At 67.9% G+C, this 23,298-nt stretch carries 18 protein-coding genes; 5 read left to right on the forward strand and 13 right to left on the reverse strand.

Going from position 1 to position 23,298, the window contains the following annotated elements:
* The 4 genes from CFB40_RS29040 to CFB40_RS29055 all read right to left on the reverse strand — a co-directional run bounded on the left by CFB40_RS29040 (position 1) and on the right by CFB40_RS29055 (position 5,092).
* Positions 1 to 2,064 (reverse strand): NADH:flavin oxidoreductase, encoded by a 2,064-nt coding sequence (locus CFB40_RS29040; RefSeq protein ID WP_021160633.1) that lies wholly within the window; start codon positions 2,062 to 2,064, stop codon positions 1 to 3.
* Between the two features lie 76 nt (positions 2,065 to 2,140).
* A complete protein-coding gene (locus CFB40_RS29045; RefSeq protein ID WP_006488993.1) occupies positions 2,141 to 2,674 on the reverse strand; it encodes a DUF5943 domain-containing protein in 534 nt (177 codons plus the stop codon).
* 140 nt (positions 2,675 to 2,814) lie between these two features.
* Positions 2,815 to 3,786, reverse strand: a complete 972-nt coding sequence (locus CFB40_RS29050; protein ID WP_042588480.1) for a dipeptidase — start codon at positions 3,784 to 3,786, stop codon at positions 2,815 to 2,817.
* A 31-nt stretch (positions 3,787 to 3,817) separates the two neighbouring features.
* Entirely contained in the window at positions 3,818 to 5,092 is a 1,275-nt protein-coding gene (locus tag CFB40_RS29055) for a serine hydroxymethyltransferase (protein WP_059600252.1), read from the reverse strand.
* A gap of 447 nt (positions 5,093 to 5,539) precedes the next feature.
* On the opposite strand from CFB40_RS29055, the gene CFB40_RS29060 reads away from it, so the two are divergent.
* Positions 5,540 to 6,565 (forward strand): GlxA family transcriptional regulator, encoded by a 1,026-nt coding sequence (locus CFB40_RS29060; protein WP_089426837.1) that lies wholly within the window; start codon positions 5,540 to 5,542, stop codon positions 6,563 to 6,565.
* Positions 6,566 to 6,622: 57 nt separating this feature from the next.
* Here the strand turns inward: CFB40_RS29060 and CFB40_RS29065 are convergent, their stop codons facing one another.
* Positions 6,623 to 8,035 carry a discoidin domain-containing protein gene (locus CFB40_RS29065; RefSeq protein ID WP_089433123.1) on the reverse strand — a complete coding sequence of 471 codons (1,413 nt, stop codon included), beginning with the start codon at positions 8,033 to 8,035 and terminating at the stop codon, positions 6,623 to 6,625.
* Positions 8,036 to 8,310: 275 nt separating this feature from the next.
* Between CFB40_RS29065 and CFB40_RS29070 the strand changes: the two genes are divergently transcribed.
* The 3 genes from CFB40_RS29070 (at position 8,311) to CFB40_RS29080 (ending at position 11,834) form a co-directional block, all read left to right on the forward strand.
* Positions 8,311 to 9,732, forward strand: coding sequence for an aminotransferase-like domain-containing protein (locus CFB40_RS29070; protein ID WP_089433124.1), 1,422 nt, complete (start codon positions 8,311 to 8,313; stop codon positions 9,730 to 9,732).
* 263 nt (positions 9,733 to 9,995) lie between these two features.
* Positions 9,996 to 10,754, forward strand: a complete 759-nt coding sequence (locus tag CFB40_RS29075; protein ID WP_089433125.1) for a hypothetical protein — start codon at positions 9,996 to 9,998, stop codon at positions 10,752 to 10,754.
* Positions 10,755 to 10,946: 192 nt separating this feature from the next.
* Entirely contained in the window at positions 10,947 to 11,834 is an 888-nt protein-coding gene (locus tag CFB40_RS29080) for a DMT family transporter (protein WP_089433347.1), read from the forward strand.
* Here the strand turns inward: CFB40_RS29080 and CFB40_RS29085 are convergent.
* The gene (locus CFB40_RS29085) at positions 11,823 to 12,737 is read right to left on the reverse strand and encodes a LysR substrate-binding domain-containing protein (RefSeq protein WP_089433126.1); all 915 of its coding nucleotides are present in this window, start codon (positions 12,735 to 12,737) and stop codon (positions 11,823 to 11,825) included. The genes CFB40_RS29080 and CFB40_RS29085 overlap by 12 nt on opposite strands.
* 379 nt (positions 12,738 to 13,116) lie before the next feature.
* On the opposite strand from CFB40_RS29085, the gene CFB40_RS29090 reads away from it, so the two are divergent.
* Entirely contained in the window at positions 13,117 to 14,139 is a 1,023-nt protein-coding gene (locus tag CFB40_RS29090; protein ID WP_089433127.1) for a class I fructose-bisphosphate aldolase, read from the forward strand.
* 155 nt (positions 14,140 to 14,294) lie between these two features.
* Here CFB40_RS29090 and fdhA read toward each other — a convergent pair whose 3' ends face one another.
* The 7 genes from fdhA to CFB40_RS29130 all read right to left on the reverse strand — a co-directional run bounded on the left by fdhA (position 14,295) and on the right by CFB40_RS29130 (position 23,298).
* Positions 14,295 to 15,491 carry a formaldehyde dehydrogenase, glutathione-independent gene (gene fdhA, locus CFB40_RS29095; RefSeq protein WP_059525191.1) on the reverse strand — a complete coding sequence of 399 codons (1,197 nt, stop codon included), beginning with the start codon at positions 15,489 to 15,491 and terminating at the stop codon, positions 14,295 to 14,297.
* A 322-nt stretch (positions 15,492 to 15,813) separates the two neighbouring features.
* Entirely contained in the window at positions 15,814 to 17,004 is a 1,191-nt protein-coding gene (locus CFB40_RS29105) for an HlyD family secretion protein (protein WP_089433128.1), read from the reverse strand.
* Positions 17,004 to 18,878 (reverse strand): efflux transporter outer membrane subunit, encoded by a 1,875-nt coding sequence (locus tag CFB40_RS29110; protein ID WP_089433129.1) that lies wholly within the window; start codon positions 18,876 to 18,878, stop codon positions 17,004 to 17,006. Before CFB40_RS29110 ends, CFB40_RS29105 begins: the two co-directional genes overlap by 1 nt.
* An 8-nt stretch (positions 18,879 to 18,886) precedes the next feature.
* Positions 18,887 to 19,825 (reverse strand): glycosyltransferase family 2 protein, encoded by a 939-nt coding sequence (locus CFB40_RS29115; RefSeq protein ID WP_089433130.1) that lies wholly within the window; start codon positions 19,823 to 19,825, stop codon positions 18,887 to 18,889.
* A gap of 10 nt (positions 19,826 to 19,835) precedes the next feature.
* The gene (locus CFB40_RS29120) at positions 19,836 to 21,431 is read right to left on the reverse strand and encodes a DHA2 family efflux MFS transporter permease subunit (protein WP_089433131.1); all 1,596 of its coding nucleotides are present in this window, start codon (positions 21,429 to 21,431) and stop codon (positions 19,836 to 19,838) included.
* Complete coding sequence (locus CFB40_RS29125; RefSeq protein ID WP_089433132.1) at positions 21,428 to 22,711, reverse strand: glycosyltransferase; 1,284 nt, start codon at positions 22,709 to 22,711, stop codon at positions 21,428 to 21,430. Before CFB40_RS29125 ends, CFB40_RS29120 begins: the two co-directional genes overlap by 4 nt.
* 17 nt (positions 22,712 to 22,728) lie before the next feature.
* Entirely contained in the window at positions 22,729 to 23,298 is a 570-nt protein-coding gene (locus CFB40_RS29130) for a methyltransferase family protein (RefSeq protein ID WP_046549619.1), read from the reverse strand.

Raw genomic sequence — 23,298 nt, forward strand, 5'->3', positions numbered from 1 at the left:
TTAGAAATCCTTCACGAGACGCAGCGAGTCGTAGATCGCCCCGTGGACGTTGTGCATCGAGATGCAGTCGCCGACACGGAACAGCAGGAAACGGCCGTTGCCGAGCTCTTCCGACAGGCACGGCTGCGGCTCGGCCGCGAACAGCGTGTGCGGATCGATCTGGCCGCGGTTCACCGATTCCGGCTTGAGCTTCCAGTACAGCTCGTCGTTCGGCGACGAGCCGTTCTCGATCACCACCTGGTCGACTGCGCGCTCTTCCAGCTCTTCCGTGTACTCGTTGCGCAGCACGGCGATCAGCTTGCCGTCCTCTTCGTAGACGCGATCGAGCATCGTGTTCGGCGTCGGGATCACGCCGAATGCGTACAGGCGGCGATAGAAGATCGGGAACGTCGTGCCGCCGCAATCGTCGGCGACCTTCACGTCCGGCGTGACGACCTCGACCTTCGAGCCGCGGCTCGCCATGAAGTCGGCCACGCCGGCGCCCGCATGCGTGCTCACGCCGTCGAACAGCAGCACGTTCTGCTTCGGCTCGACCTTGCCGGTCAGGATGTCCCACGAGCTGACGGCCAGCCCCTCGGCCACGCCCCAGCCCGGCACCTGCCACGTGAAGCTCGACCCGCCCGTCGCGAGCACGACGATGTCCGGCTTCTCGGCCATGATCATCTTCTCGTCGGCGGCCACGCCGAGACGGCGGTCGACGCCCAGGCGCTTCGTTTCCATGTCGAACCAGCGGATGATCCCCGACATCTGTTCGCGCTGCGGCGCCTTCGCGGCGATCATCACCTGGCCGCCCACTTCGGCATTCTTCTCGAACAGCACGACGTCGTGGCCGCGCAGCTTCGCGACACGTGCGGCCTCGAGCCCCGCGGGGCCCGCGCCGACCACCACGACCTTGCGCTTCGGGCCGCGCGACTTCTCGATGATGTGCGGCATCGTCGCTTCGCGCGACGTCGCCGCGTTCTGGATGCACAGCACGTCGAGGCCGTTGTACTGGCGGTCGATGCAGTAGTTCGCGCCGACGCACTGCTTGATTTCGTCCTCGCGGCCGTCGCGGATCTTGATCACCATGTGCGGATCGGCGATCTGCGCGCGCGTCATGCCGACCAGGTCGATCATGCCGGTCGCGAGCAGGCGCTCGGCCTGGCCCGCATCGCGGATGCTCTGCGCGTGCATCACCGGAATCTTCACGACCGACTTGATGCCGGCCGCGAGGTGCACGAACGGCTCCGGCGGCAGCGCCATCGGCGGCATGCAGTTGGCGATCGTGTTGTGCGTGTCGCCGCCCGAGCCGACCACGCTCAGGTAGTCGATCAGGCCCGTCTCCGACATCGCCTGCGCGATTTCCTTCAGCGCTTCGTGATCGAGGCCGTCCTCGTGGAATTCGTCGCCGCACATGCGCAGGCCGACGCAGAAGTCCTTGCCCACCGCCTCGCGCACGGCCGTCAGCACTTCGATGCCGAAGCGCAGGCGGTTCTCCAGGCTGCCGCCCCATTCGTCGGTGCGGTGGTTCGAACGCTTGCTCCAGAACTGGTCGATCAGGTGCTGGTGGGCGGCCGAGATTTCGATGCCGTCCATGCCGGCCGCCTTCACGCGCTTCGCGGCGGCCGCGAAGTCACCGATGATGCGGCGAATTTCCTCGATCTCGATGATCTTCGCGTTGCCGCGGTGCACGGGTTCGCGCACGCCCGACGGCGACATCAGGTGCGGCCAGTGCTCGCCGTGGAACGACGAGCGGCGGCCCATGTGCGTCGCCTGGATCATGATCTTCGCGCCGTGCTTGTGCATCGTGTCGGCGAGGCGCGTGAGCGGATCGATGATCTTGTCGGTCGACAGGTTCACCGATTTCCACCAGCCCTGCGGGCTGTCGATCGACACCGGGCTCGACCCGCCGCAGATCGCGAGGCCCACGCCGCCCTTCGCCTTTTCTTCGTAGTAGCGGATATAGCGGTCGCCCGGCAGGCCGCCCGGCTCGGCATACACCTCCGCATGCGCGGTGCTGACGATCCGGTTGCGCAGCGTCAGCTGGTTCAGCTGCATGGGTTTGAACAGGTGGGGATAACGCATCGCTGGCGACCTCTGGCGTTCGAATGTCTCGTGTTGCGGGTGTTGTTGTGCTTCGGTGAATCCGTGCGTCAGGGCGTCAGTGCGCGATCGGCGACACTTCGAAGACGCAGTGGTCGTGATGCTCGGCCGCGCACTGCACTTCCTTAGATTGCGCACGCGGCGCGCCCTTGCCTTCCGGTGTCGTGTCGTTGACCCAGTCCATCGCGCCGGCGAACCAGCCCGCGAACATGTAGCAGAGCTTGCCTTCCTTGCCCGGCTGCTGGAGCACGAACGACGAGTGGCGCAGCTCGATCTTCGCGCGCGCGCTGGCCGGGTCGGCCTCGATGATCGAGAACAGCCCCCAGCCGCGCTGCGACAGGCGCTTCAGGTAGTGCTCGAACACGGCCATGCCGGTCAGGCCGTGCAGCTTCGCTTCCTTGTCGCACCAGTGGTAGGCGGACTTGTAGCCGGCCTTGTAGAGGATCTCGGCATACGCTTCGACGCCGAGCGCTTCCTCGACGGCGACGTGGTTGTTCGTGAAGAAGTGACGCGGCACATACAGCATCGGCAGCGCGTCGGTGGTCCAGACGCCGGTATCGGGATCGACGTTGATCGGCAGTTGCGGTTGCATCGTGGTGACTCCGTGAGGAAAGTGGCCGCGCGGCTCGGTGCGCCGGCGCGACATCGTCCGCGCGCCCGTGCGGCTTGCACGGGCACGTCCCGATTTCTTTTAATGTTGAATCGCTGAAGGGGGTTCGGCGTTCGCGGCGCTTATGCGCCCCACACGTCCTTGAACACGCGCACCCAGTTCTCGCCCATGATCTTGCGGATACGCGACTCCTTCCAGCCGTGGCGTTCCATCGCCGCCGTCAGGTTCGGGAATTCGCCGATCGTGCGGATGCCGTCCGGGTTGATCACCTTGCCGAAGTTCGTCAGCTGGCGATAGCGGCCCTTGTCATGCGTCAGCATGTCGAAGAATTCCTTCGCGTAATCCTGCGTGAAGTCCGTGCCGATGCCGACCGCATCCTCGCCGATCAGGTTCACGACGTAGTCGATCGCCTCGATGTAGTCGTCGATGTTCGCTTCGATCCCGCGCTTGAGGAACGGCGCGAACATCGTCACGCCGACGAAGCCGCCCGCATCGGCGATTTCCTTCAGCTGTTCGTCGCTCTTGTTGCGCGGATGCTCCTTCAGGCCCGACGGCAGGCAATGCGAATAGCACACCGGCTTCTTCGAGAACGCGATCGCTTCCGACGACGTATTGCCGCCCACGTGCGACAGGTCGACCATGATGCCGACGCGGTTCATCTCCGTGATCACTTCGCGGCCGAAGTCCGACAGGCCGCCGTCACGTTCGTAGCAACCGGTGCCGACCAGGTTCTGCGTGTTGTAGCAGAGCTGCACGACGCGCACGCCCATGTCGGCGAACGCTTCGATGTAGCCGATGTTGTCCTCGAACGCGTGCGCGTTCTGGAAGCCGAGGATCACGCCGGTCTTGTCTTCCTTCTTCGCGCGGAAGATGTCTTCCGTCGTGCGCACCAGCGTCAGCAGCTCGCTGTTGTCGCGGATCTTCTTCTTCATCACGCCGATGTTGTCGACGGTCTTGGTGAAGTTCTCCCACACCGACACCGTGCAGTTGGCGGCCGTGATGCCACCCTTGCGCATGTCTTCGAACACCGGCTTCTCGAACTTCGAGATGTTCAGCCCGTCGATGATGATGCTGTCTTGATGCAGCGTGCTCATGTGTTGCTCCAGTATTGTCGGGTCGGTGGGATCAATAGATCGGGAAGCGTTCGCACAACGCGAAGATCTCGCGGCGCACGCGCTGTTCGGTCGCGTGGTCGCCTTCCGGGTTCGCGCGCAGCGCATCGAACACTTCCAGGATCAGGCGGCCCACCTCGCGGAATTCCGCGACGCCGAAGCCGCGCGTCGTGCCGGCCGGCGTGCCGAGGCGGATGCCCGACGTGACGGTCGGCTTCTCGGTGTCGAACGGGATGCCGTTCTTGTTACAGGTGATGCCCGCGCGCTCCAGCGCCTGCTCGACCGGCGCGCCCTTCAGGCCCTTCGGACGCAGGTCGACCAGCAGCAGGTGGTTGTCGGTGCCGCCCGTGACCAGATCGACGCCGCCCGCCTTCAGCACTTCGCCGAGCGCCTGCGCGTTCGCGAGCACGTTGTCGATGTAGGTCTTGAAGTCTGCATGCAGCACTTCGCCGAACGCGACGGCCTTGCCGGCGATCACGTGCATCAGCGGGCCGCCCTGCAGGCCGGGGAACACGGCCGAGTTGATCTTCTTCGCGATCTCCTCGTCGTTGGTCAGCACGAAGCCGCCGCGCGGGCCGCGCAGCGTCTTGTGGGTGGTCGACGTGACGACGTGCGCATGCTCGACCGGGTTCGCGTGGCGGCCCGCGGCGATCACGCCGGCGATGTGCGCCATGTCGACCATCAGCTTCGCGCCGACGCTGTCGGCGATCGCACGGAAGCGCGCGAAGTCGAGCGCACGCGGGTAGGCCGAGAAGCCGGCGATGATCAGGTTCGGCTTGTGCTCGTGCGCAAGCGCCTCGACCTGGTCGTAGTCGATCCGCATCGTGTCGCGGTTCACGCCGTACTGCACGGCGTTGAACCACTTGCCCGACAGCGCCGGCTTCGCGCCGTGCGTCAGGTGGCCGCCCGCGTCGAGCGACATGCCGAGCACCGTGTCGCCCGGCTTGGCCAGCGCGAGCATCACCGAGCCGTTCGCCTGCGCGCCCGAGTGCGGCTGCACGTTCGCATAGCCGGCATTGAAGATCTGCTTGACGCGCTCGATTGCCAGCGCCTCGACTTCATCCGCGAATTCGCAGCCGCCGTAATAGCGCTTGCCGGGATAGCCTTCCGCGTACTTGTTGGTCAGCACCGAGCCCTGCGCCTCGAGCACGGCGCGCGACACGATGTTTTCCGACGCGATCAGCTCGACCTGCGACTGCTGACGCTCGAGTTCCTTCAGGATGGCGCTGCGCACCGGCGCGTCGCGCTCGGCAAGGGGCTGCGAGAAGAAAGGCTGGGTGTTCGACATAGTGCGTCCGTGACGAAGAATAAGGGGCTGAAACCGAAGCTCAAGGCCCGCCCTGCCTGGGTTTCCCGCTCGTCCCGTACAAGGCTGCCGACGGCTCTATTCTTGTCGTTCGGATTTTCGGCGGATTGATGAATTTAGACGCGTTCTTTGCCTTTTCCGCCATCCGCGTCCGTTTTATACAAGTGACCGGTCGTGCTTTTTCGGATGACCAACAAAAGTGGTCGAGCCAGTTCACCTATGAACAGGCACGCCGGCGGTGCGATTGCCGCCCGGTCGGGGTGCAGCCCGTCACGAATACGGTGCAGTGCAGCATGCCGCTTTCAGCCAGACAACGTATGGATCTAGGGTTTAGCCGTATGGCACGCTTGTTGCGCTGGCTCACACAATATCGCAGCCCGATCGGTGCCCCCGGGCATAAAGCTATTAGAGATTCTAGGAACGCTCCCCATGTCGCCCGACCGCACAGCGTCGCTGTCCCATTTCGCGTTCATGCCGTTACCGAACTTCACGATGATCGCGTTCACCAATGCGATCGAGGTGCTTCGGATGGCGAACTACCTGAGCGGCCAGCCGCTCTACCGCTGGTCGGTCATCAGCCCGGACGGCGGCCCGGTCACCGCGAGCAACGGCCTGACGGTCGACACCGGCCCGGCCGAATGCGTGGGGCAGCCCGACATCGTGTTCGTGTGCGGCGGCGTCGACGTGCAGCGCGCGACCACGCCCGCCCATCTGTCGACGCTGCGCCGCTTCGCGCGCGCGGGCATCCCGCTCGGCAGCCTGTGCACGGGCACCTATGCACTCGCGAAGTCGGGGCTGCTCGCGGGCTACGCGTGCGCGATCCACTGGGAGAACATGTCGGCGCTGAAGGAAGAGTTTCCGGACACGCGCTTCCTGAAGGAGCTGTTCGTGATCGACCGCGATCGCATCACGTGCACGGGCGGCGTCGCGCCGCTCGACATGATGCTGAACCTGATCGCCGCGCGCGTGGGCACCGCGCGCGTCACGCAGATCGCCGAGCAGTTCATCGTCGAACACGTGCGCGACACGAGCGCGCAGCAACGCATGCCGCTGGTCGCGCGCCTCGGCTCCGCGAACAAGTCGCTGTTCGAAGTGATCTCGCTGATGGAGAACAACATCGAGGAGCCACTGTCACGCGAGGAACTCGCGCGGCTCGCGAACATGTCGCAGCGGCAACTGCAGCGCCTGTTCCGCGAACACCTCGGCATGACGCCGACGCACTACTACCTGACGCTGCGGCTGCGCCGCGCGCGCGAACTGCTGCTGCAGACCGACATGTCGATCATGCACATCACGATGGCGTGCGGCTTCCAGTCGGCGTGCCATTTCAGCAAGAGCTATCGCGACGCGTTCGGCGTCGCGCCGACCCGCGAGCGCCGCAAGCAGGTCGCGCCGCTTGCGCAGGGTGCGGCGAGCGCCAGCCCCGCATTTCCGGTGCACGTGCTGCATGCGTGATCCTCTCCGCGCTTGATGCAAAAAAAAGCGACCTCGAAGGTCGCTTTTTCTTTGCGCTTACGATCCCCACACCTGCATTTCATCGAGCGAATACCCCCACTGCGTCGCGCGCTTCGTGCCGAGCATCCGCACGTAGCGGCCATGCCCGTTCAGGTTCGGCAGCGTCACGTGGCCGTACGACACGCCGTTGTTGGTCGAGTAGATCGTCGTCCAGTTCGCATTGTCGTTCGACGTCTGGATCTGATACACGAGCGCGCCCGCATCCCAGTAGAGATCGATGCTGCTGATCGTCTTCGTCGCACCGAGATCCACGGAGATCCATTGCGGATCGACGCCCGCGCCTTCCGGCGAATCCCAGCGCGTGCTCGTGGTGTTGCCGTCGAACGCCTTGTCGGCCGTGAGCGACGCGTTGTAGCTCGCCGATGCGGCAGCCGGACGACCCTGCGACAGCAGCGTCGGCTGCGCGGCGGCCGGGCCGCCGTAGTAGCTGGACCCGAGCTTGGCCTTCGTCGTGTCGGCGTTCACGCCGAACTGCGACAGGCTCCAGCGCTGGCCGGTCGTCACGTCACCGACGTAGAGCTGGTAGCCGCCCGCCGTCGTCGACGAGAAGAACACGTAGTTGGTGCCGCTCACCGGCGCCGGATCCGAGTTGTTGCTCACGCAGTCGTTGATCGGCAACGCGTTCGGCGTCGACGCCGGGTCCGCGGCCTTCGCATAGATCTGGTCGGCCTGGCCGCTGTCTTTCCAGCGCGCGTAGAACACCATGCCGTCCCCACGCACGATCGGGTAGTACGTCTGCAGCCCGGCCGGGTGATCGAACGTGGCGGTGGCGCCGGTCGCGAGCGTGCGCTTCATCAGCCCCATGTTCGCGCCCGTGCCGGTCGCGTAGTACACGGCGCTCGCATCCGGCGAAAGATACGGCATCGAGTATTCGGCGCCGGACGGTGCGTTCGTCAGGCTCACGACCGACGTGAACACCGGGCCCGCGCTCGTGTACGACAGCGTCGCCTGCTTGACGTCGCCGTTCTGCTTGAACACGAGCGTCTTGCCGTCCGTGCTGAATTTAGGATCCTCGTTGCGCGTGGCGCCCGTGCTGTTGGTCAGGTTGACGGGCGGCGTGCCGGCGCCGAGCTGCAGCATGAACACGTTCCATGCGCCGTTGCTGATGCCCATGAACGCGAGCCACTTGCCGTCGGGGCTGAACACGCCGTTCATCGGATCGGTGATGCCCCACGCGCTTTTGCTCAGTTGCGTCAGCGTACGGGCCGAGAAGTCGTACAGGAACAGCTGGCTCGTGCCGTCGCCGTACTTGACGTAGCTGTGATAGACGAGCTTGCCGGTCAGTGCGGCGGGGAACGACGCGTTGGATTGCGTGGGCGGATTGCTGATGCAGGCGGCCTGCGCGGCGCCGCCGAGGAGGTTGAGGGCAACGCCGGCCACGAGGCCCGCGACGAGAGTATTCAATTTCACGCTGAAGTTTTCCGGTTAGGGTCATGACACCGCTGACTACACCTCGCACGCACAGGCGCACGGGGCACGGATCAGCCGGCGGACAGCGTGAATTCCGTATCGGTCAATGTCGGGAACAAAGATTGCTCGAGGGGCGAAAGCATGCCAGCGCGTCGCGCCGAAAAACAGGATCAGAGCCCGAGAAAAACGAGCGGATCACGGGATAACGACCCTGTGGCGCGGCGCGCGCCGTGCTACTCTTTTTTCGGCACAAAGCTGCTCGACTTGAGGCAGGCATGAAGCGTTATGCGAAGCTCGCCCGAACGATTTCCGAGTCGATCCGGCGGGGAGATCTGGCCCCCGGTACGCGCATCCCCACCGTGCGCGCCGCGTGTCGCGCCTATGGCGTGAGCCCGTCCACCGTGTTTCGTGCGTACTACGCGCTCGAAGGCGAGGGTCTGATCGTCGCGCGTGCACGGTCCGGTTATTTCGTTGCGAACGTCGACGACAAGCGCGTGCGGTTCGGCCATGAACCGCCGCGCAAGCCGGCCACCCCGCCCGTGGGCAACGGCGATACGTTGTTCCGGCTGCTCGACTCGCTCAGATGCGAAAACATCGTCCCGCTCGGCTCCGCCTTCGCCAGCTATTCGTTGTTCCCGATGAGCAGCCTGTGGCGCGCGATGGCGTCGGCGGCCCGCAACATGGATCGCACGGCGCTGCTGTCCGGCGCGCCGCCCGGCCACGACGGGCTGCGCCGCCAGATCGCGCTGCGCTACCTGAATGCGGGCGCGGCGTTGCCGATGGACGAGATCGTCATCACGACCGGCGCGCTCGAAGCGCTGACGCTCAGCCTGCAGGCGTTGACGCGCCCCGGCGATATCGTCGCGATCGAGCGACCGGCGTTTCATGCGGCCCTGGAGGCCGTGCAGCGCCTGCACCTGAAGGCCGTCGAGATTCCGGTCGACCCGCGCACCGGCCTCGATCTCGACGCGCTCGAGAAAGCGCTCGACACGCATCCGGTGCGGGCCTGCTGGTTCATGACGTCGTTCCACAACCCGACCGGCGCGACGCTGACCGACGAGCGCAAGCGCGCACTGATCGACCTGCTCGCGGCACGCAACGTGCCGCTGATCGAGGACGACGTCTACGGCGAGCTGCATTTCGGCACGTCACCCACGCGCCCCGCCAAGCTGTACGACGACAGCGGTCTCGTCCTGCATTGCGGTTCGTTCTCGAAATGCCTCGCGCCCGGGTTCCGGATCGGCTGGGTCGCGGCCGGACGCTACGTGCGGCAAATTCGTCAGGCGAAGGGCGCAAGCGCGCCGGCGGCCGACGTGCCTGCGCAGATGGCGATTTCGAGCTACCTGCGCGACGGCGCGTACGACCGCTTCCTGCGCAAGCTGCGCCGCAATCTCGCCGCGCACCAGGCGCAGATGCTCGCGGCCGTGCGCGCGTATTTTCCGGCCGGCACCGAAGTGTTCGCGCCGCGCGGCGGGTATTTCCTGTGGATCGAACTGCCGCCGCGCCTGGATGCGATGCACCTGTTCGGCGATGCGATGGAAAGCGGCGTCAGCATCGCGCCGGGGCCGATCTTTTCCGCGACCGGTGGATTTCGCCGCTATCTTCGGCTCAATTACGGCCGGCCGTGGACGCCGGCGGTCGAGCACGCGATGGAGACCATCGGGACGCTCGCGGCCCGGCAGCGGCGGGACGGTTAGCGTGGAACCGACGACTCACGACAGCCTGTTTGTGCCTTGCGTTTCACGCGCCGGCGGCCAAGAATGAAGCGGTAGCCCATCACGGACGAACGTGTTCCGCGCACCCGATGTCACGGAGAATCCCATGAACACCGCATGCGAACGACAGTCGACGAGGTACGCTCCCCTGCATTCCGGCACGGGCCGATCGGCTGCCGTGCCGGAACGGATCATGACGGCCGGCGAACATTCGCCTCGTTGACGGCGCCCACCCGCTTCCAGCGATGCGAGTCCTCCCCAATCGCACCATTCGCGCACGCGATGACTGGCGCGCGATCCTGACCGCGCGAGCCGAAGCGCGGCGCACCGCCAGCTTCCGCTGCAGGGAATGCGGCTTCGTGGCCTTCCGTGCGCTCGAGCACTGCCCCGTCTGCGGACGGCGGAACTGGCCGTTCGATTCGATCCCCCGCGCACCGGATGCCACGCATGCTCCGCGCGCCTTTCACACGTGGTCGTCGCGCATCGCGCGCGCGCTTCGCAACGCGGCGTTCCAGCAGCCTCGCGCATCGACCGCGCCGATCCTGAGCATCCTGACACTCGTGCTGCTGGTTGGCGGCTATGTGGTGGTCGACCGGACATGCAAGGCCGATCCCGCCTGTCGCGGTTCGAATGATTCGCGCGCGATGGCGAGCGATGTCGCCCCGTACGCATCGAACGACCCTGTGCTGCCGGTCTTGCCCGCACCCGTCTATCCGTTTCATTCGACTGACGGAACGCAGGCGACGGTCGCCCGACCGGGCAGCCCGGGCCCGGCGGCCGCCCGCGCACCCGCGGGACGGACGGCAGTCGCGCGAGCGGCGCCGGCCATGCGCGCACCCGACCGGCCGCACCCCAGCGCCACGGTTCGCCTGGCAGGCTGGAAAGGCAATCACGGTGCCGCGCATCGCCCACATACCCTCCACCGCGTGAGCACGCACACCGCACGTGCCCGACGCCCCGCCGGCAATACGCAGCAAATCGCGCAGCTCTATCGCGGCCACTGAGCGCGCAGGCGTGGTCCGCGCAGGCGCGTTCGTCGAATCATTTTTCTAAACCACCCGTCACAAAACCTCGTTTGCGTCGCGACTCACGCGTGACGTTCAATGGGTCATTCGCCCGCACCGGCGCATCTCGCATATCGCATCTCGCGTATTGCGTTCCGCGCCGGCCGCCTGATCCACCGAACGGAGTCGTTGATGAATGCACTGCAACTCGTGGCCCTTGCCGCCATCTGGGGCGCGTCCTTCCTGTTCATGCGCATGGGCGCGCCGGAATTCGGCGTCGTCCCGCTGATCGCGCTGCGCGTCGCGATCGCGGCCGTGCTGTTGTCGCCGGTGCTGCGCAGCGCGCAGGCGCGACAGGAATTCCGCTCGCATGCGTTGCCGCTGTTCGTCGTCGGCATCACGAACTCGGCGCTGCCGTTCTGCCTGCTGACCTACGCGGCGCTGTTCGTGTCGGCCGGCACCGATTCGATCCTGAATGCGACGACGCCGTTGTGGACCGCGATCGTCGCGTACGTGTGGCTGCGTGCGCCGCTGACGAAGCCGCAGGCGATCGGCCTCTCGCTGGGTTTTGCGGGTGTCGTCGTGCTCGCCGGTTCGGCAGTCGGCGCCGGCACGCCCGGCGCATCGCGCGCGATCGCTGCCGCGATGCTCGCGACGCTGTCGTACGGGTTCGCCGCGCATTACTCGAAGCGCAGGCTGGCGAACGTCCGGCCGTTCGTGTCGGCGTTCGGCAGCCAGTTGTTCGCGGCGGTCGCGCTCGTGCCGCTCGCGCTGCCGAGGTGGCCACACGGCCCCGTTCAACCATCCGCGTGGATCGCGGTGGTGCTGCTCGGCGCGATCTGTACGGCCGTCGCCTATCTGCTGTATTTCGGGCTGATCCGCAACGCGGGCGCGCAATATGCGGCGTCGGTCACGTTCCTGATTCCGATCTTCGGTGTCGTATGGGGCGCGATCTTCCTGCACGAGACCGTCACCGTGCAGACGCTCGCCGGGTGCGCGATCATCCTGCTCGGCACCGCGCTCGCGACCGGCAAGCTCAAGGGCTTCGCGACCGCCACCGTGCGCGGGTCACGCCAGTAGGTCGCGCGGGCCGTCGTCGCCGTCGCCGATCTCGGTCGCGAGCCAGTCGCGGAACGCGGCGATCTTCCACTCGTGCTGGCGCGCTTCGCTGCACACGACGTAATAGGACAACTCGGTCGGCCAGGGCCGTGCGAGCACGCGCACCAGCCGGCCGGCCGCGACTTCGTCCCGCGCATAGATGTCGCGCACCAGCGCCACGCCCTGCCCGGCAGCCGCCGCCTTGATCAGCAACGCATCCTCGCTGAAGCTCGCGCCGCGCGGCGCACGAGGATCCTCGATGCCCTGCGCGCGCAGCCACAGTGCCCAGTCGGCGCGATCCGCGTCCTGCAGCAGCGGATACGACAGGCAGTCGGCCGGCGCGGCGATCGGGCGGGCGGGATCGAGCAGTCGCGGGCTGCAGACGGGCCACAGCTCGGGGGTCCAGATACGGAACGATGCGTGCCCGGGATAGTGGCCCAACCCGTGCCGGATCGCGACGTCGACATAGTCGCGCCGCAGGTCGACCAGCTGCGCGCGCGTTTCGACGGTGATTTCGATGTCGGGGTACGCGGCATTGAATGCGCCGAGGCGCTGCACGAGCCACGTGTTCGCGAAGGACGCGGTGGTCGTCACCGCGAGGCGGACGACGCGCCGGTTCGCACCGTGCACGTTCGCCCATGCGGCCTCGATTTCGTTGAAGCCGCCGGCGAGCTGGTCGAACAGCGCGCGGCCCGTGCCGGTCAGCTCGAGTTCACGGCCGGTGCGCTCGAACAGCCGCACGGCGAGGCGATCCTCGAGATTGCGGACATGCTGGCTGACGGCGCCCGGCGAAATGCAGAGCTGGTCGGCCGCCTGTTTCATGCTGCCGCAGCGCGCCACTTCGACGAACGTGTGCAACGCTGCGAGGGGAAGTGACTTGGCCATCCGTGGATATGCCGCCGAACGGCGGCGATGGGGTCGGGAACGGGCGATGATTATCGCAGCAATTGCGGGTGCCCGGGATCGCGGGGCGCCCGTGTTCCGGGCCGCGCCGAACGTATGCGTGGCCGGCTCTCCCCTGCACCTCCCCGGCAAGAAACGGCGGCCCGTTTCCGGCAACGCCCGTTTCGCGCGACGCGTCACGCGCGTCGAACGCCGGTGCATCACGCACCCGCCCCGGCACGGACGATGCCACCGGCGCACGCGCCTTGCGTTCTGGCCGGTGCGCGACAAAGAATGAAATCGGAAGGCGGCGTGACGACCGTGACGAAGTGAACGGCGCGCGGTCGGCACGGCCGCGCGGCGGTTTCAGCGGAGGAATTCCATGAGCACCGAGAGCACACTCCAGGCGACGATCCAGGCACTCGTTCAGGATGGCAAAGGCTTGCTGGCGGCCGACGAAAGCGGGCCGACCATCGCGAAGCGCTTCAAGACGATCGCGGTCGAATCGACCGAAGAGAACCGCCGCGCATGGCGCACCCTGTTGCTGTCGACGCCGGGCCTCGGCGAATTCGTCAGCGGCGTGATCCTGTATGAAGAGACGCTCGGGCAACGTACGGACGATGGCACGCCGTTGCCCGAACTCGCCGCCCGCCAGCAGATCGTGCCCGGCATCAAGGTCGACGCAGGCAAGATTCCGCTCGCACTCGCGCCCGGCGACGAAATCACGCAAGGGCTCGATGGGCTTGCGGCACGCCTCGACGGCTACCAGCGGCAAGGCGCGCGGTTCGCGAAATGGCGCGCGGTGTACAACGTGTCCGCCACGCTGCCGGGCCACGCGGCGATCGAAGCCAACGCCGAAGCGCTGGCGCGCTATGCGGCGATCTGCCAGGAGGCCGGCGTCGTGCCGATCGTCGAGCCGGAAGTGCTGATGGACGGCGATCATTCGATCGGCCGCTGCGCGCAAGTGACCGACGCCGTGCTGCACGCCGTGTTCGACGCGCTGCACCGGCACCGGGTCGCGCTGGCGCACATGTTGCTCAAGCCGAGCATGGTCGTCGCGGGCAGCACGCACGCCGAGCAGCCGGCCCCCGCCGAAGTCGCGGAAGCCACGGTGCGCCTGTTGCGCAGCATCGTGCCGGCCGAAGTGCCCGGCATCTTCTTCCTGTCCGGCGGACAGACGCCCGAGGAAGCGACCGCGCATCTCGATGCGATGAATCGCGTTGACGGGCGGCCGTGGGTGCTGAGCTTTTCCTATGGACGCGCGCTGCAGGAGCCGCCGCTGGCCGCGTGGAAGGGACAGGCAGCCAACGTACGCGCCGCGCAGGAGGCGCTGCTGCTGCGCGCACGCCTGAACAGTGCGGCCTGCTGCGGTCAGTACGACGCTGCGATGGAGCGCACCGCGTGAACGGAGCCGGGCGAATGGCGCCCGGTCGATCGTTCACGCGTGAGCTTCCCGCCCGGTTCCATCGCGGGCATTGAGCGCGCGCTTCCGGAACGACAAAGGGCCGAGGCGCTTGCGCGCCCCGGCCCCTTTCGATTGCCGCGCGGTGGTCGGTCGCGTTACGCCGCCAGCAACCCGTGCGGGTCGATGACGAATTTACGCGGCGCGCCGCCGTCGAACTTCTTGTAGCCTTCCGGCGCCTGGTCGAGCGAAATCACTTCGACGTTGACGATCTTCGCGATCGGCAGCCGGTCGAACAGGATCGCCTGCATCAGGTTGCGGTTGTACTTCAGCACCGGCGTCTGGCCCGTGAAGAACGAGTGCGACTTCGCCCAGCCGAGGCCGAAGCGGATGCTCAGGCTGCCGTGTTGCGCCGCCTTGTCCTTCGCGCCCGGATCGTCCGTCACGTACAGGCCCGGGATGCCGATCGCGCCGGCCGGGCGCGTGATTTCCATCAGCGAGTTCAGCACCGTCGCAGGCGCTTCCTCCGCATGGCCCGACGAACCGTGGCCGTGCGCCTCGAAGCCGACGCAGTCGACCGCGCAGTCGATCTCGGGCACGCCGAGGATCTGCTCGATCTGCTCGCCGAGCGATGCGTCCTTCGACAGGTCGACCGTCTCGAAGCCCATCGCGCGTGCGTGCGCAAGGCGTTCCGCGTTCATGTCGCCGACGATCGTCACGGCCGCGCCGAGCAGGCGCGCCGAGGCGGCCGCCGCCATCCCGACCGGGCCCGCGCCCGCGATGTAGACCGTCGAGCCCGGCTTCACGCCCGCGCTCACCGCGCCGTGATAACCGGTGGGCAGAATGTCGGACAGGCAGGTCAGATCGCGGATCTTCGCCATGGCCTGATCGCGATCGGGGAATTTCAGCAGGTTGAAATCGGCATACGGCACGAGCACGTACTCGGCCTGGCCGCCGATCCAGCCGCCCATGTCGACGTAGCCGTACGCGCCGCCGGCACGCGACGGGTTCACGTTCAGGCACACGCCCGTATGCGTGTCCTTGCACATCGCACAGCGGCCGCAGGCCACGTTGAACGGCACCGACACGAGATCGCCGAGTTTCAGCGTCTCGACGTCGCGGCCGATCTCGACCACCTCGCCCGTGATCTCGTGACCGAGCACGAGGCCGACCGGCGCGGTCGTGCGGCCGCGCACCATGTGCTGGTCGGAGCCGCAGATGTTCGTGCTCACCACTTTCAGGATCACGCCGTGGCCGATCGCGCGGCCGCTCGGGTCGACCATCTTCGGATAATCGATTTTCTGGACTTCGACCTGGCCCGGCCCAAGATAGACGACACCTCGATTGCTGCTCATCGTATTGTCTCCATGTCTCGTTGGATGGCGCCGCGGCGCGCCGGCGCCATGCGGCGCACGCGCAACGTGCTGTTCGAGAGTAGTCCCGGAGGCAGGGGCGCCGATGTCTCAAACGCGACACGCGTTTGAACGGCGCCGACATCGATGGCGGAAATGCGAAAGTCGGGTGGGAAACGACGGGAGGGTTTGGCGTGCAGGGGGGCGCGCTGGATGGTGATGGTGCTGGAGGTGCAGGAGGGCGCTGGAGGCGCTGGCGAGCGCCGCAACACGCCGGGCGGCCGGCCGGTCGTGACAACCGGCCGCCCCCACTCTCGGGCCGGCGTTACCCGCCCTGATTGTCGCGGATGATCGCGGCCGCGGCGCTTTCCGCGTCGCTCGCGACGCCGTCGTGCACGCGCGTGCTGACGGCCGGCGTCGGCGGCTCGCTGTCGAGCGCGTGGCCGTTGCGATCGTGCGTGTCGACCGTCGCGCGCATCGACAGCCCGACGCGCAGCGGATGCGCGGCGAGATCGCGCGCATCGAGCGCGATCACGACCGGCACGCGCTGCACGACCTTGATCCAGTTGCCGGCCGCGTTCTGCGACGGCAGCATCGAGAACGCACTGCCCGTGCCCGCCGAGAAGCCCTGCACGCGGCCGCGATAGGACACGCGCGAGCCGTACAGATCCGACACGACCTCGACCGGCTGCCCGATGCGCATGTGGCGAATCTGCCCTTCCTTGAAATTCGCCTCGATCCACAGCTGGTTGAGCTGCACGATCGACATCAGCGGCACGCCGGGCCCGACCTGCTGGCCGACCTGCACCGAACGCTGCCCGATCGTGCCGTCGACCGGCGCGACGATCGTCGTGCGCTTCAGGTTCCGGTACGCGAGCTTGAACTGCGCGGCCGCCTGCACGACGGCCGGGCTTTCGTCGACGGGCAACCGGGTGCCGAGCGCGCGTGCCGCATCGAGCTGCGCCTGCGCGGCCGCGAGATTCGCCTGCGCACCTGCGACCGCCGCGCGCGCACGCGCGAGTTCCTCGGGCGCGACGATCTCGACCGATGCGCCCGAGCGTGCGGCGAACGCGCGCTGTGCGAGTGCCAGGTCGGCGCGCCGCGCATTCACGGCCTCGACGTACATCGTGTTCGAGATCTTCGCGTTCGCGACCTGCCGCACCGCCTGCGCGAGCTGTGCCTTCGCCTGCGCGAACGCGACGGACGCCTCGGTGTCGTCGAGCTTCACGAGGATCTGGCCGGCGCGCACGGCCTGCGTATCGGCCACCACGACGTCGGTCACCGATCCGGGGATCTGCGCGGCGACCTGGACGATGCTGCCGGCGACGTACGCGTCGTCGGTGTCTTCGTAATAGCGATCGCTCAGCAGCCAGTACGCGATCCATGCAAGCGCGGCCACCAGCACGACCGCGAAGAACGCGATGAAGCGCTTGCGGCGCGTCGCGCGGCGCGCGTCGAGTGCCGGGTCGTTCAGTGCGGCCGGCGGCGCGGCGGAATGGAGGTTGTCGTGGTGCATCAGTCGCTTTGCGTAACGATCAGACGATCGTGCTGGAACAAGGGAATCGATGGTGTGACCGACGGGCTCGGCGCCGGATTCGCCGCTGCCGTGTGCGCGAGAACGGCGGTGCTGCGCGGTGTCGCGGCGACGGCCGGCGTGCGTGCCGCGTCGTCGCGTCGTGCGGAACCCGCATTCGATGCAGCGGCGATCGGCGGCACGGCCACGCTCGCCGCACGCACATCGGCCGACGGCGTCGCCATCGGTCGGATCGCGGTCGACGCGTTCGACGCGTTCGATGCGGTCGCAGCGGCCACGGCGGGCGCCGCGGGCGCGCTAGTCGAAGCGCCTCGCTTCGCCGCCCCGCTACGCGCCCGATGCGCGGCCGGCGCCTGCGCAACCGTCGCGCCCGCATCGAATCCACCGCCCAGCGCGCCGATGAGCCCGATGCGCAGCGACCGCTGCCGGCCGAGCAACGCGATCATCTGCGCGCGCTCGTCGATCAGCGTGAGATCGGCGACGTCCACGTCCTTCTGCATCAGCACGCCGCGCCGGTGCCGGTCGGTTGCGATCTCAACGATCTTCTGCGCGGCCGCGACCGCGTCCTGCTGCTGCGCGACGAGCGTCTGCGACGTCTGCAGCGACGTGACGAACTGCGCGACCTGCCCGAGCGCGTCGTCGACGGTCTTGTTGTACAGCCCGATCGCGACGTCGGCCTGCGCGACATCCGCACCGAGCTTCGCCTTCAGCCGGCCGCGATCGAAGATCGGCAGCGAGATCGCCGGGCCGATGGAACCGGCGAGCGCATCGCGCGAGAACAGCGACGCGGGCGTGAGCGCGAACACGCCGCCGAGCGCGACGAGGTTCACGTCCGGATAGAACTGTGCGCGCGTCGAATCGGCATTCGCGAACGCGGCTTCGACACGCAAGCGCGCGGCGACGATGTCGGGCCGGCGCCCCAGGAGGTCGGCCGGCAGCCGCGCGGGCAGCGCGCCGCCCGCGAAGACACCAACGCGTGGCCGCTGCAGCGCGAGCCCGCGCTCTGGACCACGGCCGGACAGCACGCCGAGCTGCAGCTGCGCGAGCTTGATCTGCTCGTCGTTCATCGCGATCTGCGCGAGCAGCTTGCTGCGCTTGATCGATGCGTCGCTCGCGTCGTACGCGTTGTCGAGCCCGCGCGCGGTGCGCTCGCGCAGCACCGTCGTCACGCGCTGGCTGACCTTCAGTTTCTGCTGCAGCAGGTCCTGCGTCGCATACGCCTGGTCGAGCTGGCAGTACACGGTGACGATCGCGATCGCCAGCGTGAGCCGCACCTGCTCGGCCTCGACCCGCGCCGCTTCGCGCAGCGACATCAGGCTCTTCGTCGCGGCGCGGTTCTTGCCCCACAGGTCGAGCTGGTAGGTCAGCCCGACGAACACCGACGACGGCGAGGTGTTCGGATCGCCGAAGATCTCCACCGGCACGCGATAGCCGCTGACCGACACGTTGGCGACGTCGTCGCCCGGCTTCGGCATCCGCGCGCGGCTGACGGTCGCGCCAGCCGTGCCCGTCAGCCCCGTCAACGAATCGAACTGCTGAAGCTGTGCCTGCGCGATCCGCAGCCGCGCCTGCGCGACCTGCAGGTCGGGGTTGTTTTGCGCAGCCTCGGCGACCAGCGCGTCGAGCTGCGGGTCCTGCAGCTGCTTCACCCAGTCGGGCGCGGGCCACGCGCCGTTCACGCCGGGGCCGGCCGTATGCGCGAGCGCATCGTCGGCCGGCGCGCGCAACGACAGCGACGGCAGGAAGCCCGACGGCACGCATCCGCCCAACGCCAGCGACGCGGCCGCGGCGACGATCATCATCGAGCCGCCCTTCACGCCACGCGCCACCTTCGCCGCTTCATTCACACGCCGCATCGCGCCCCTCATCCCTGCTGCACGCGTTGCGCACGCGCGGCCAGACGCGGCCGCGTGCGTTCGAGCGGCCCGAGCCGGCCGAACAGGCCATCCGCGACGCCGAACAGAATGCCGGCGAGCTTCGCGCGCTTGTCGCATTCGACGAGCGCGATCTGCACGACCTGCCATATCGTCAACAGGTTCGGCACGATCGCCACCGGAAAGCGCAACCCGTACTGCATCCCGAGCTGCACCGCATTGCGCGCGCTGTAATAGCGCCGTTGCCACGAGTGATTCATCGACGTCATTTCAAAAGGGCCGAGCGCATGACGCTGCTTCGCGCCGATCCGGTGCGGCAGCACCAGCGACGGCACGACATAGAGCGGCACGTTGCGCGACAACGCGCGGAAGCTGTATTCGGTATCGACGTGATCGATGAACAGCGTCTCGTCGAAGCGGCCGAGCACGTCGAACGCGTCACGCGACACGACGCAGCCCGACGAAATCAGGAACGCGCAGCGCTGCAACGACGCGCCCGGCTCGATGCGCAGGCGGCGCAGCCCGATCCCGTTGGTCGACAGTTCGGGCAGGAAGCTGCGCGCGTTTTCGTCGAAGATGCGCGGGCCCGCCAGGAACGGGCGCCCGCCAAGCCCCGCGCAGACTTCGCGCATCGCGGGGAAATACGCGGCCGGCACCGACGAATCCTGGTCGAACAGCGCGACGGCATCGATCCGATCGCGAAACAGCGCCGCGAGCCCCGCGTTGTACGCGCCCGCGATCCCGCCGCGATTGCCGTGATGCAGCAGCGCGATGCCCTCGCGCGCGCACAGCTCGCGGGCCCGCGCATCGGGCTGCGGCGTGTTGTCGACGACGAGCAGCGCGTCGCACGCGTGCCGCCATGCGCCGAGCGCGTCGAGCTGTGCATCGCTCGGGTGATACAGGATCACGAGTGCGCCGAGTGTCGTCATGTTCCTCTCCTCAATGCCCGAACGACGCCGCCGCGCCGCGTTTCGGCCGCGTCAGCCACATCATTGCCGCGAGGGCGAGACACGTCATGCTCGCCATCCAGAACATGTCGTTGGTCGCCATCATGTAGGCCTGCTGCATCACGACCTGGTGCAGCGTCGACAGCTCGCGCACGCCGTCCACGCCCATCGCGTTCAGCGTATGCACGAAGCGCTGCGTGTTCGCCGACGCGTGCGTGACGGATTGCGACACGACGTCGTAGTGATAGGTCGCGCGGTTGTCCCACAGCGTCACGCTCATCGCGGTGCCGAACGCGGCGGACAGCGTGCGCAGGAAGTTCGACAGGCTCGACGCGGCCGCGAGCCGGTCGTCCGGAATGCGCGACAGCGTCGCGGCGGTCAGCGGAATGAAGAAGCACGGCAGCCCGATCCCCTGGATCAGCCCCGGCGCCGCGATCTGCGCGAACGTCATCTTCAGCGTGAAATGCGCATCCCACGCGAGCACGGCCGCGAACACGAGGAAGCCGAAGGTCGCGAGCACGCGCGCGTCGAAGCGATGCGCATGCAGCCCGACGAGGATCGAGAACACCAGCGCGAGCACGCCGAGCGACGCCGTGGCGAGCCCCGCGTGAAACGCGTTGTAGCCCATCACGGCCTGCATCCACAGAGGAAACACGACGCCGACCACCGAGAAGCTCATCATCCCGAGCGAGATGATCAGGACACAGAACGAGAACGTGCGATCGCGGAACAGGCTGAGATCGACGACGGGATGCGCTTCGCCCGCCTCCCAGATCAGCAGCGACGTGATCGAGAGCGCCGCGACCACCGCGAGCGTGACGATCAGCGGCGAGCCGAACCAGCCGCGATCGTGGCCGAGATCGAGCATCGCCTGCAGCGAGCCGACGCCGATCACGAGCAGCACGATGCCCGGCACGTCGATCGGGCCGGCCGTGCCGCGTTGCGCGTCAGGGCGCAGCATCGCGGTGCAGACCGCGAACGAGAACAGCCCGATCGGCAAATTGATCAGGAAGATCCACGGCCACGAGAAGTTGTCGACGATCCAGCCGCCGACCACCGGCCCGAAGATCGGCGCGAGCAGCACCGTCATCGCCCACAGCGCGAGCGCGATCGTGCGCTTGTCCGGCGGGAACGTGCGCAGCAGGATCGTCTGCGACAGCGGCACCATCGGCCCGGAAAACAGCCCCTGCAGCGCGCGGCAGATCACCAGCACGTGCAGGTCGCGCGCGAGCCCGCACAGCAGCGACGTCAGCGTGAACAGCAGGATCGCGCCGACGAACAGCCGCAACTCGCCGACGCGGCGCGCGAGCCAGCCCGTCAGCGGCACCGCGATCGCGGCCGCGACCGAATACGAGCTGATCACCCACGTGCCCTGGCTGTTCGATACGCCGAGACTGCCGGAGATCGCCGGCACCGCGACGTTCGTCACGGTCGAATCGAGCACCTCGATGAAGGTCGCGAGCGACAGCGCGAACGTCAGCAGCGCGAGCCGGACGCCACGCACCGGCCGCGCGGCCGGCGCTGGCGCCGGCACGTCGAACGCGGACGGCGCGACCGGCCCGTCGTGAAGCGGCGACGCGGTGCTCATGCGCCGGCCACCGCGGCTTCGGGCCGCACGGCAGCCCGCCCGTGCGCCGGTGCGAACCGTTCGATGAAATCGGCGGCGGCGTCGCAGCCGTCCCGCTCGGCGGCAAGCAGCGCGCGCGTGCACGCCGCGTGCACCGCGAACGACGGTTCACCGAGCACGCGCGCGAGCGCCGCGCCGAGACGCGCACCGTCGACCGGGCCGTCGACCCGCACGCCGCAGCCGCTCACGGCGACCCGTTGCGCGTTGTCGAACTGGTCGTGCGCGAACGGCGTGACGACCTGCGCGATCCCGGCTTCGAACGCGAGCGCCGCGGTGCCGATCCCGCCGTGATGCACGAGCGCGCGGCAGCGCGGCAGCAGCGTGCGCATCGGCACGAAGCGGCGCACGAGCAAGCGGTCACTGTCCGGCGCCGCATCGTGCGGCGTCAGCAGGATCCCGCGCGCACCGGTCGCGCGCAGCGCGTCCGCCACCGCGCGCGCGTATGCCGCGTGATCGACGCGTGTCGAACCGGCCGTGAACACGACCGGGGGTTCACCGGCCGCGAGATACGCATCGAGTGCCACATCGTCTTCGGGGGTCGCAATATCGTTGAACAACGGGAAGCCGCTTTGCAGATGATTCGACGGCCAGTCCGGCTGCGGCGGCGCGAACCAGCCGGGAAACAGGCACAGCACGCCATCGGTCGAATGCAGCCAGCGGCCCAGCACACGCCGCGCCGGCGCGAGCCCGAGCGCGCGGCGCACCGCGTTGAGCGCGGGGCCGCACGTGCGATCGAGCACCTGCCGCTCGATCAGCGTCATCAGCGCCGCCTTCACGGGCAGCGGCCAGCGCGCGGGAATCGTCAGGCGCGGGTGCGTCGGCGGCGCATGCGCGGACAGCAGCGTCGACGGCGACACCTGCACCGACACGTACGGCGTACCGTGCAGCTCCTGCATGAAGCGCGCGGAGAACGCCCACAGCGTGCCGACGAGCACCGTATCGTCGTCGGTCAGCGCGCGCAGCGCGTCGTAATGCGGGCGCAGCGTCGGCGCGATCACCTCCCACAGCGTGCGAAACGACGTGCGCGAATCCCACAGCGCGGGGTTCGCCATCGCGGCTTCGTAGTCGGTCGCGGTGCCGATCGGCACGAAGGCGAACCCGCACCGGCGCACCGCCGCCTCGAACGGCGCATGCGTGCAGAACACGACGTCGTGACCGCGCGCCGCGAGCGTGCGCGCGACGCCGAGCAGCGGATGCACGTCGCCCGCCGAGCCGATCGCGGTCACGATCATCTTCGCCATCGCGCGCCTCGCGGGGTTCAGTAGAAGCCGGGAATCAGCGCCGCGACTTCGCGACGGTACTGCGTGTACGCCGGCCCGAAATACCCGGTCAGCCAGCTCTCCTCGACGCGCACCTTGTACGCGAGCGACGCGAACACGAGCAGCACGCCGATCGCACCGCGCCATTCGCCGCCGATCAGTGCGGCGCCGACGAGCGCGATCAGGCAGCCCGTATAGATCGGGTGACGCACGAGCCCATACGGCCCCGTGCGGACGAGCTCATGGTCTTCCTTCAGCGTGACCGACACGCTCCAGTTCGTGCCGAGGTGCAGCCGCGCCCACACCGAGAACAGCAGGCCGGCCACCAGCACCGCGAGCCCGCACTGCGCCTGCAGGCCGAAGCGCTGCCAGTCCGGCACGAGCGCCTGCCACGACGGATCGGGCAGGATGATCAGCGCGCCGCCGACGATCAGCGGAATCGACTGCAACGTGCGCGAGCGCGACGCTTCCTTGCGCACGGTCGTCTTCACGCCTTGCGAAGTGGCGATCCAGTAGGCGAGCCACACGGCCCACGGAACGACGATGGCGATGGTCTGAACGATATTCAC

The organism is Burkholderia sp. AU31652 (genome assembly GCF_002223155.1).
Taxonomy (GTDB): domain Bacteria; phylum Pseudomonadota; class Gammaproteobacteria; order Burkholderiales; family Burkholderiaceae; genus Burkholderia.

What these genes read in the sequence shown, in the direction of transcription:
- fdhA (WP_059525191.1), bottom strand. Translation starts at nt 15,491, where the DNA reads ATGAGCAGCAATCGAGGTGTCGTCTATCTTGGGCCGGGCCAGGTCGAA.
- CFB40_RS29105 (WP_089433128.1), bottom strand. Translation starts at nt 17,004, where the DNA reads ATGCACCACGACAACCTCCATTCCGCCGCGCCGCCGGCCGCACTGAAC.
- CFB40_RS29070 (WP_089433124.1), top strand. Translation starts at nt 8,311, where the DNA reads ATGAAGCGTTATGCGAAGCTCGCCCGAACGATTTCCGAGTCGATCCGG.
- CFB40_RS29125 (WP_089433132.1), bottom strand. Translation starts at nt 22,711, where the DNA reads ATGGCGAAGATGATCGTGACCGCGATCGGCTCGGCGGGCGACGTGCAT.
- CFB40_RS29120 (WP_089433131.1), bottom strand. Translation starts at nt 21,431, where the DNA reads ATGAGCACCGCGTCGCCGCTTCACGACGGGCCGGTCGCGCCGTCCGCG.
- CFB40_RS29080 (WP_089433347.1), top strand. Translation starts at nt 10,947, where the DNA reads ATGAATGCACTGCAACTCGTGGCCCTTGCCGCCATCTGGGGCGCGTCC.
- CFB40_RS29115 (WP_089433130.1), bottom strand. Translation starts at nt 19,825, where the DNA reads ATGACGACACTCGGCGCACTCGTGATCCTGTATCACCCGAGCGATGCA.
- CFB40_RS29055 (WP_059600252.1), bottom strand. Translation starts at nt 5,092, where the DNA reads ATGTCGAACACCCAGCCTTTCTTCTCGCAGCCCCTTGCCGAGCGCGAC.
- CFB40_RS29110 (WP_089433129.1), bottom strand. Translation starts at nt 18,878, where the DNA reads ATGCGGCGTGTGAATGAAGCGGCGAAGGTGGCGCGTGGCGTGAAGGGC.
- CFB40_RS29045 (WP_006488993.1), bottom strand. Translation starts at nt 2,674, where the DNA reads ATGCAACCGCAACTGCCGATCAACGTCGATCCCGATACCGGCGTCTGG.
- CFB40_RS29090 (WP_089433127.1), top strand. Translation starts at nt 13,117, where the DNA reads ATGAGCACCGAGAGCACACTCCAGGCGACGATCCAGGCACTCGTTCAG.
- CFB40_RS29075 (WP_089433125.1), top strand. Translation starts at nt 9,996, where the DNA reads ATGCGAGTCCTCCCCAATCGCACCATTCGCGCACGCGATGACTGGCGC.
- CFB40_RS29040 (WP_021160633.1), bottom strand. Translation starts at nt 2,064, where the DNA reads ATGCGTTATCCCCACCTGTTCAAACCCATGCAGCTGAACCAGCTGACG.
- CFB40_RS29085 (WP_089433126.1), bottom strand. Translation starts at nt 12,737, where the DNA reads ATGGCCAAGTCACTTCCCCTCGCAGCGTTGCACACGTTCGTCGAAGTG.
- CFB40_RS29050 (WP_042588480.1), bottom strand. Translation starts at nt 3,786, where the DNA reads ATGAGCACGCTGCATCAAGACAGCATCATCATCGACGGGCTGAACATC.
- CFB40_RS29060 (WP_089426837.1), top strand. Translation starts at nt 5,540, where the DNA reads ATGTCGCCCGACCGCACAGCGTCGCTGTCCCATTTCGCGTTCATGCCG.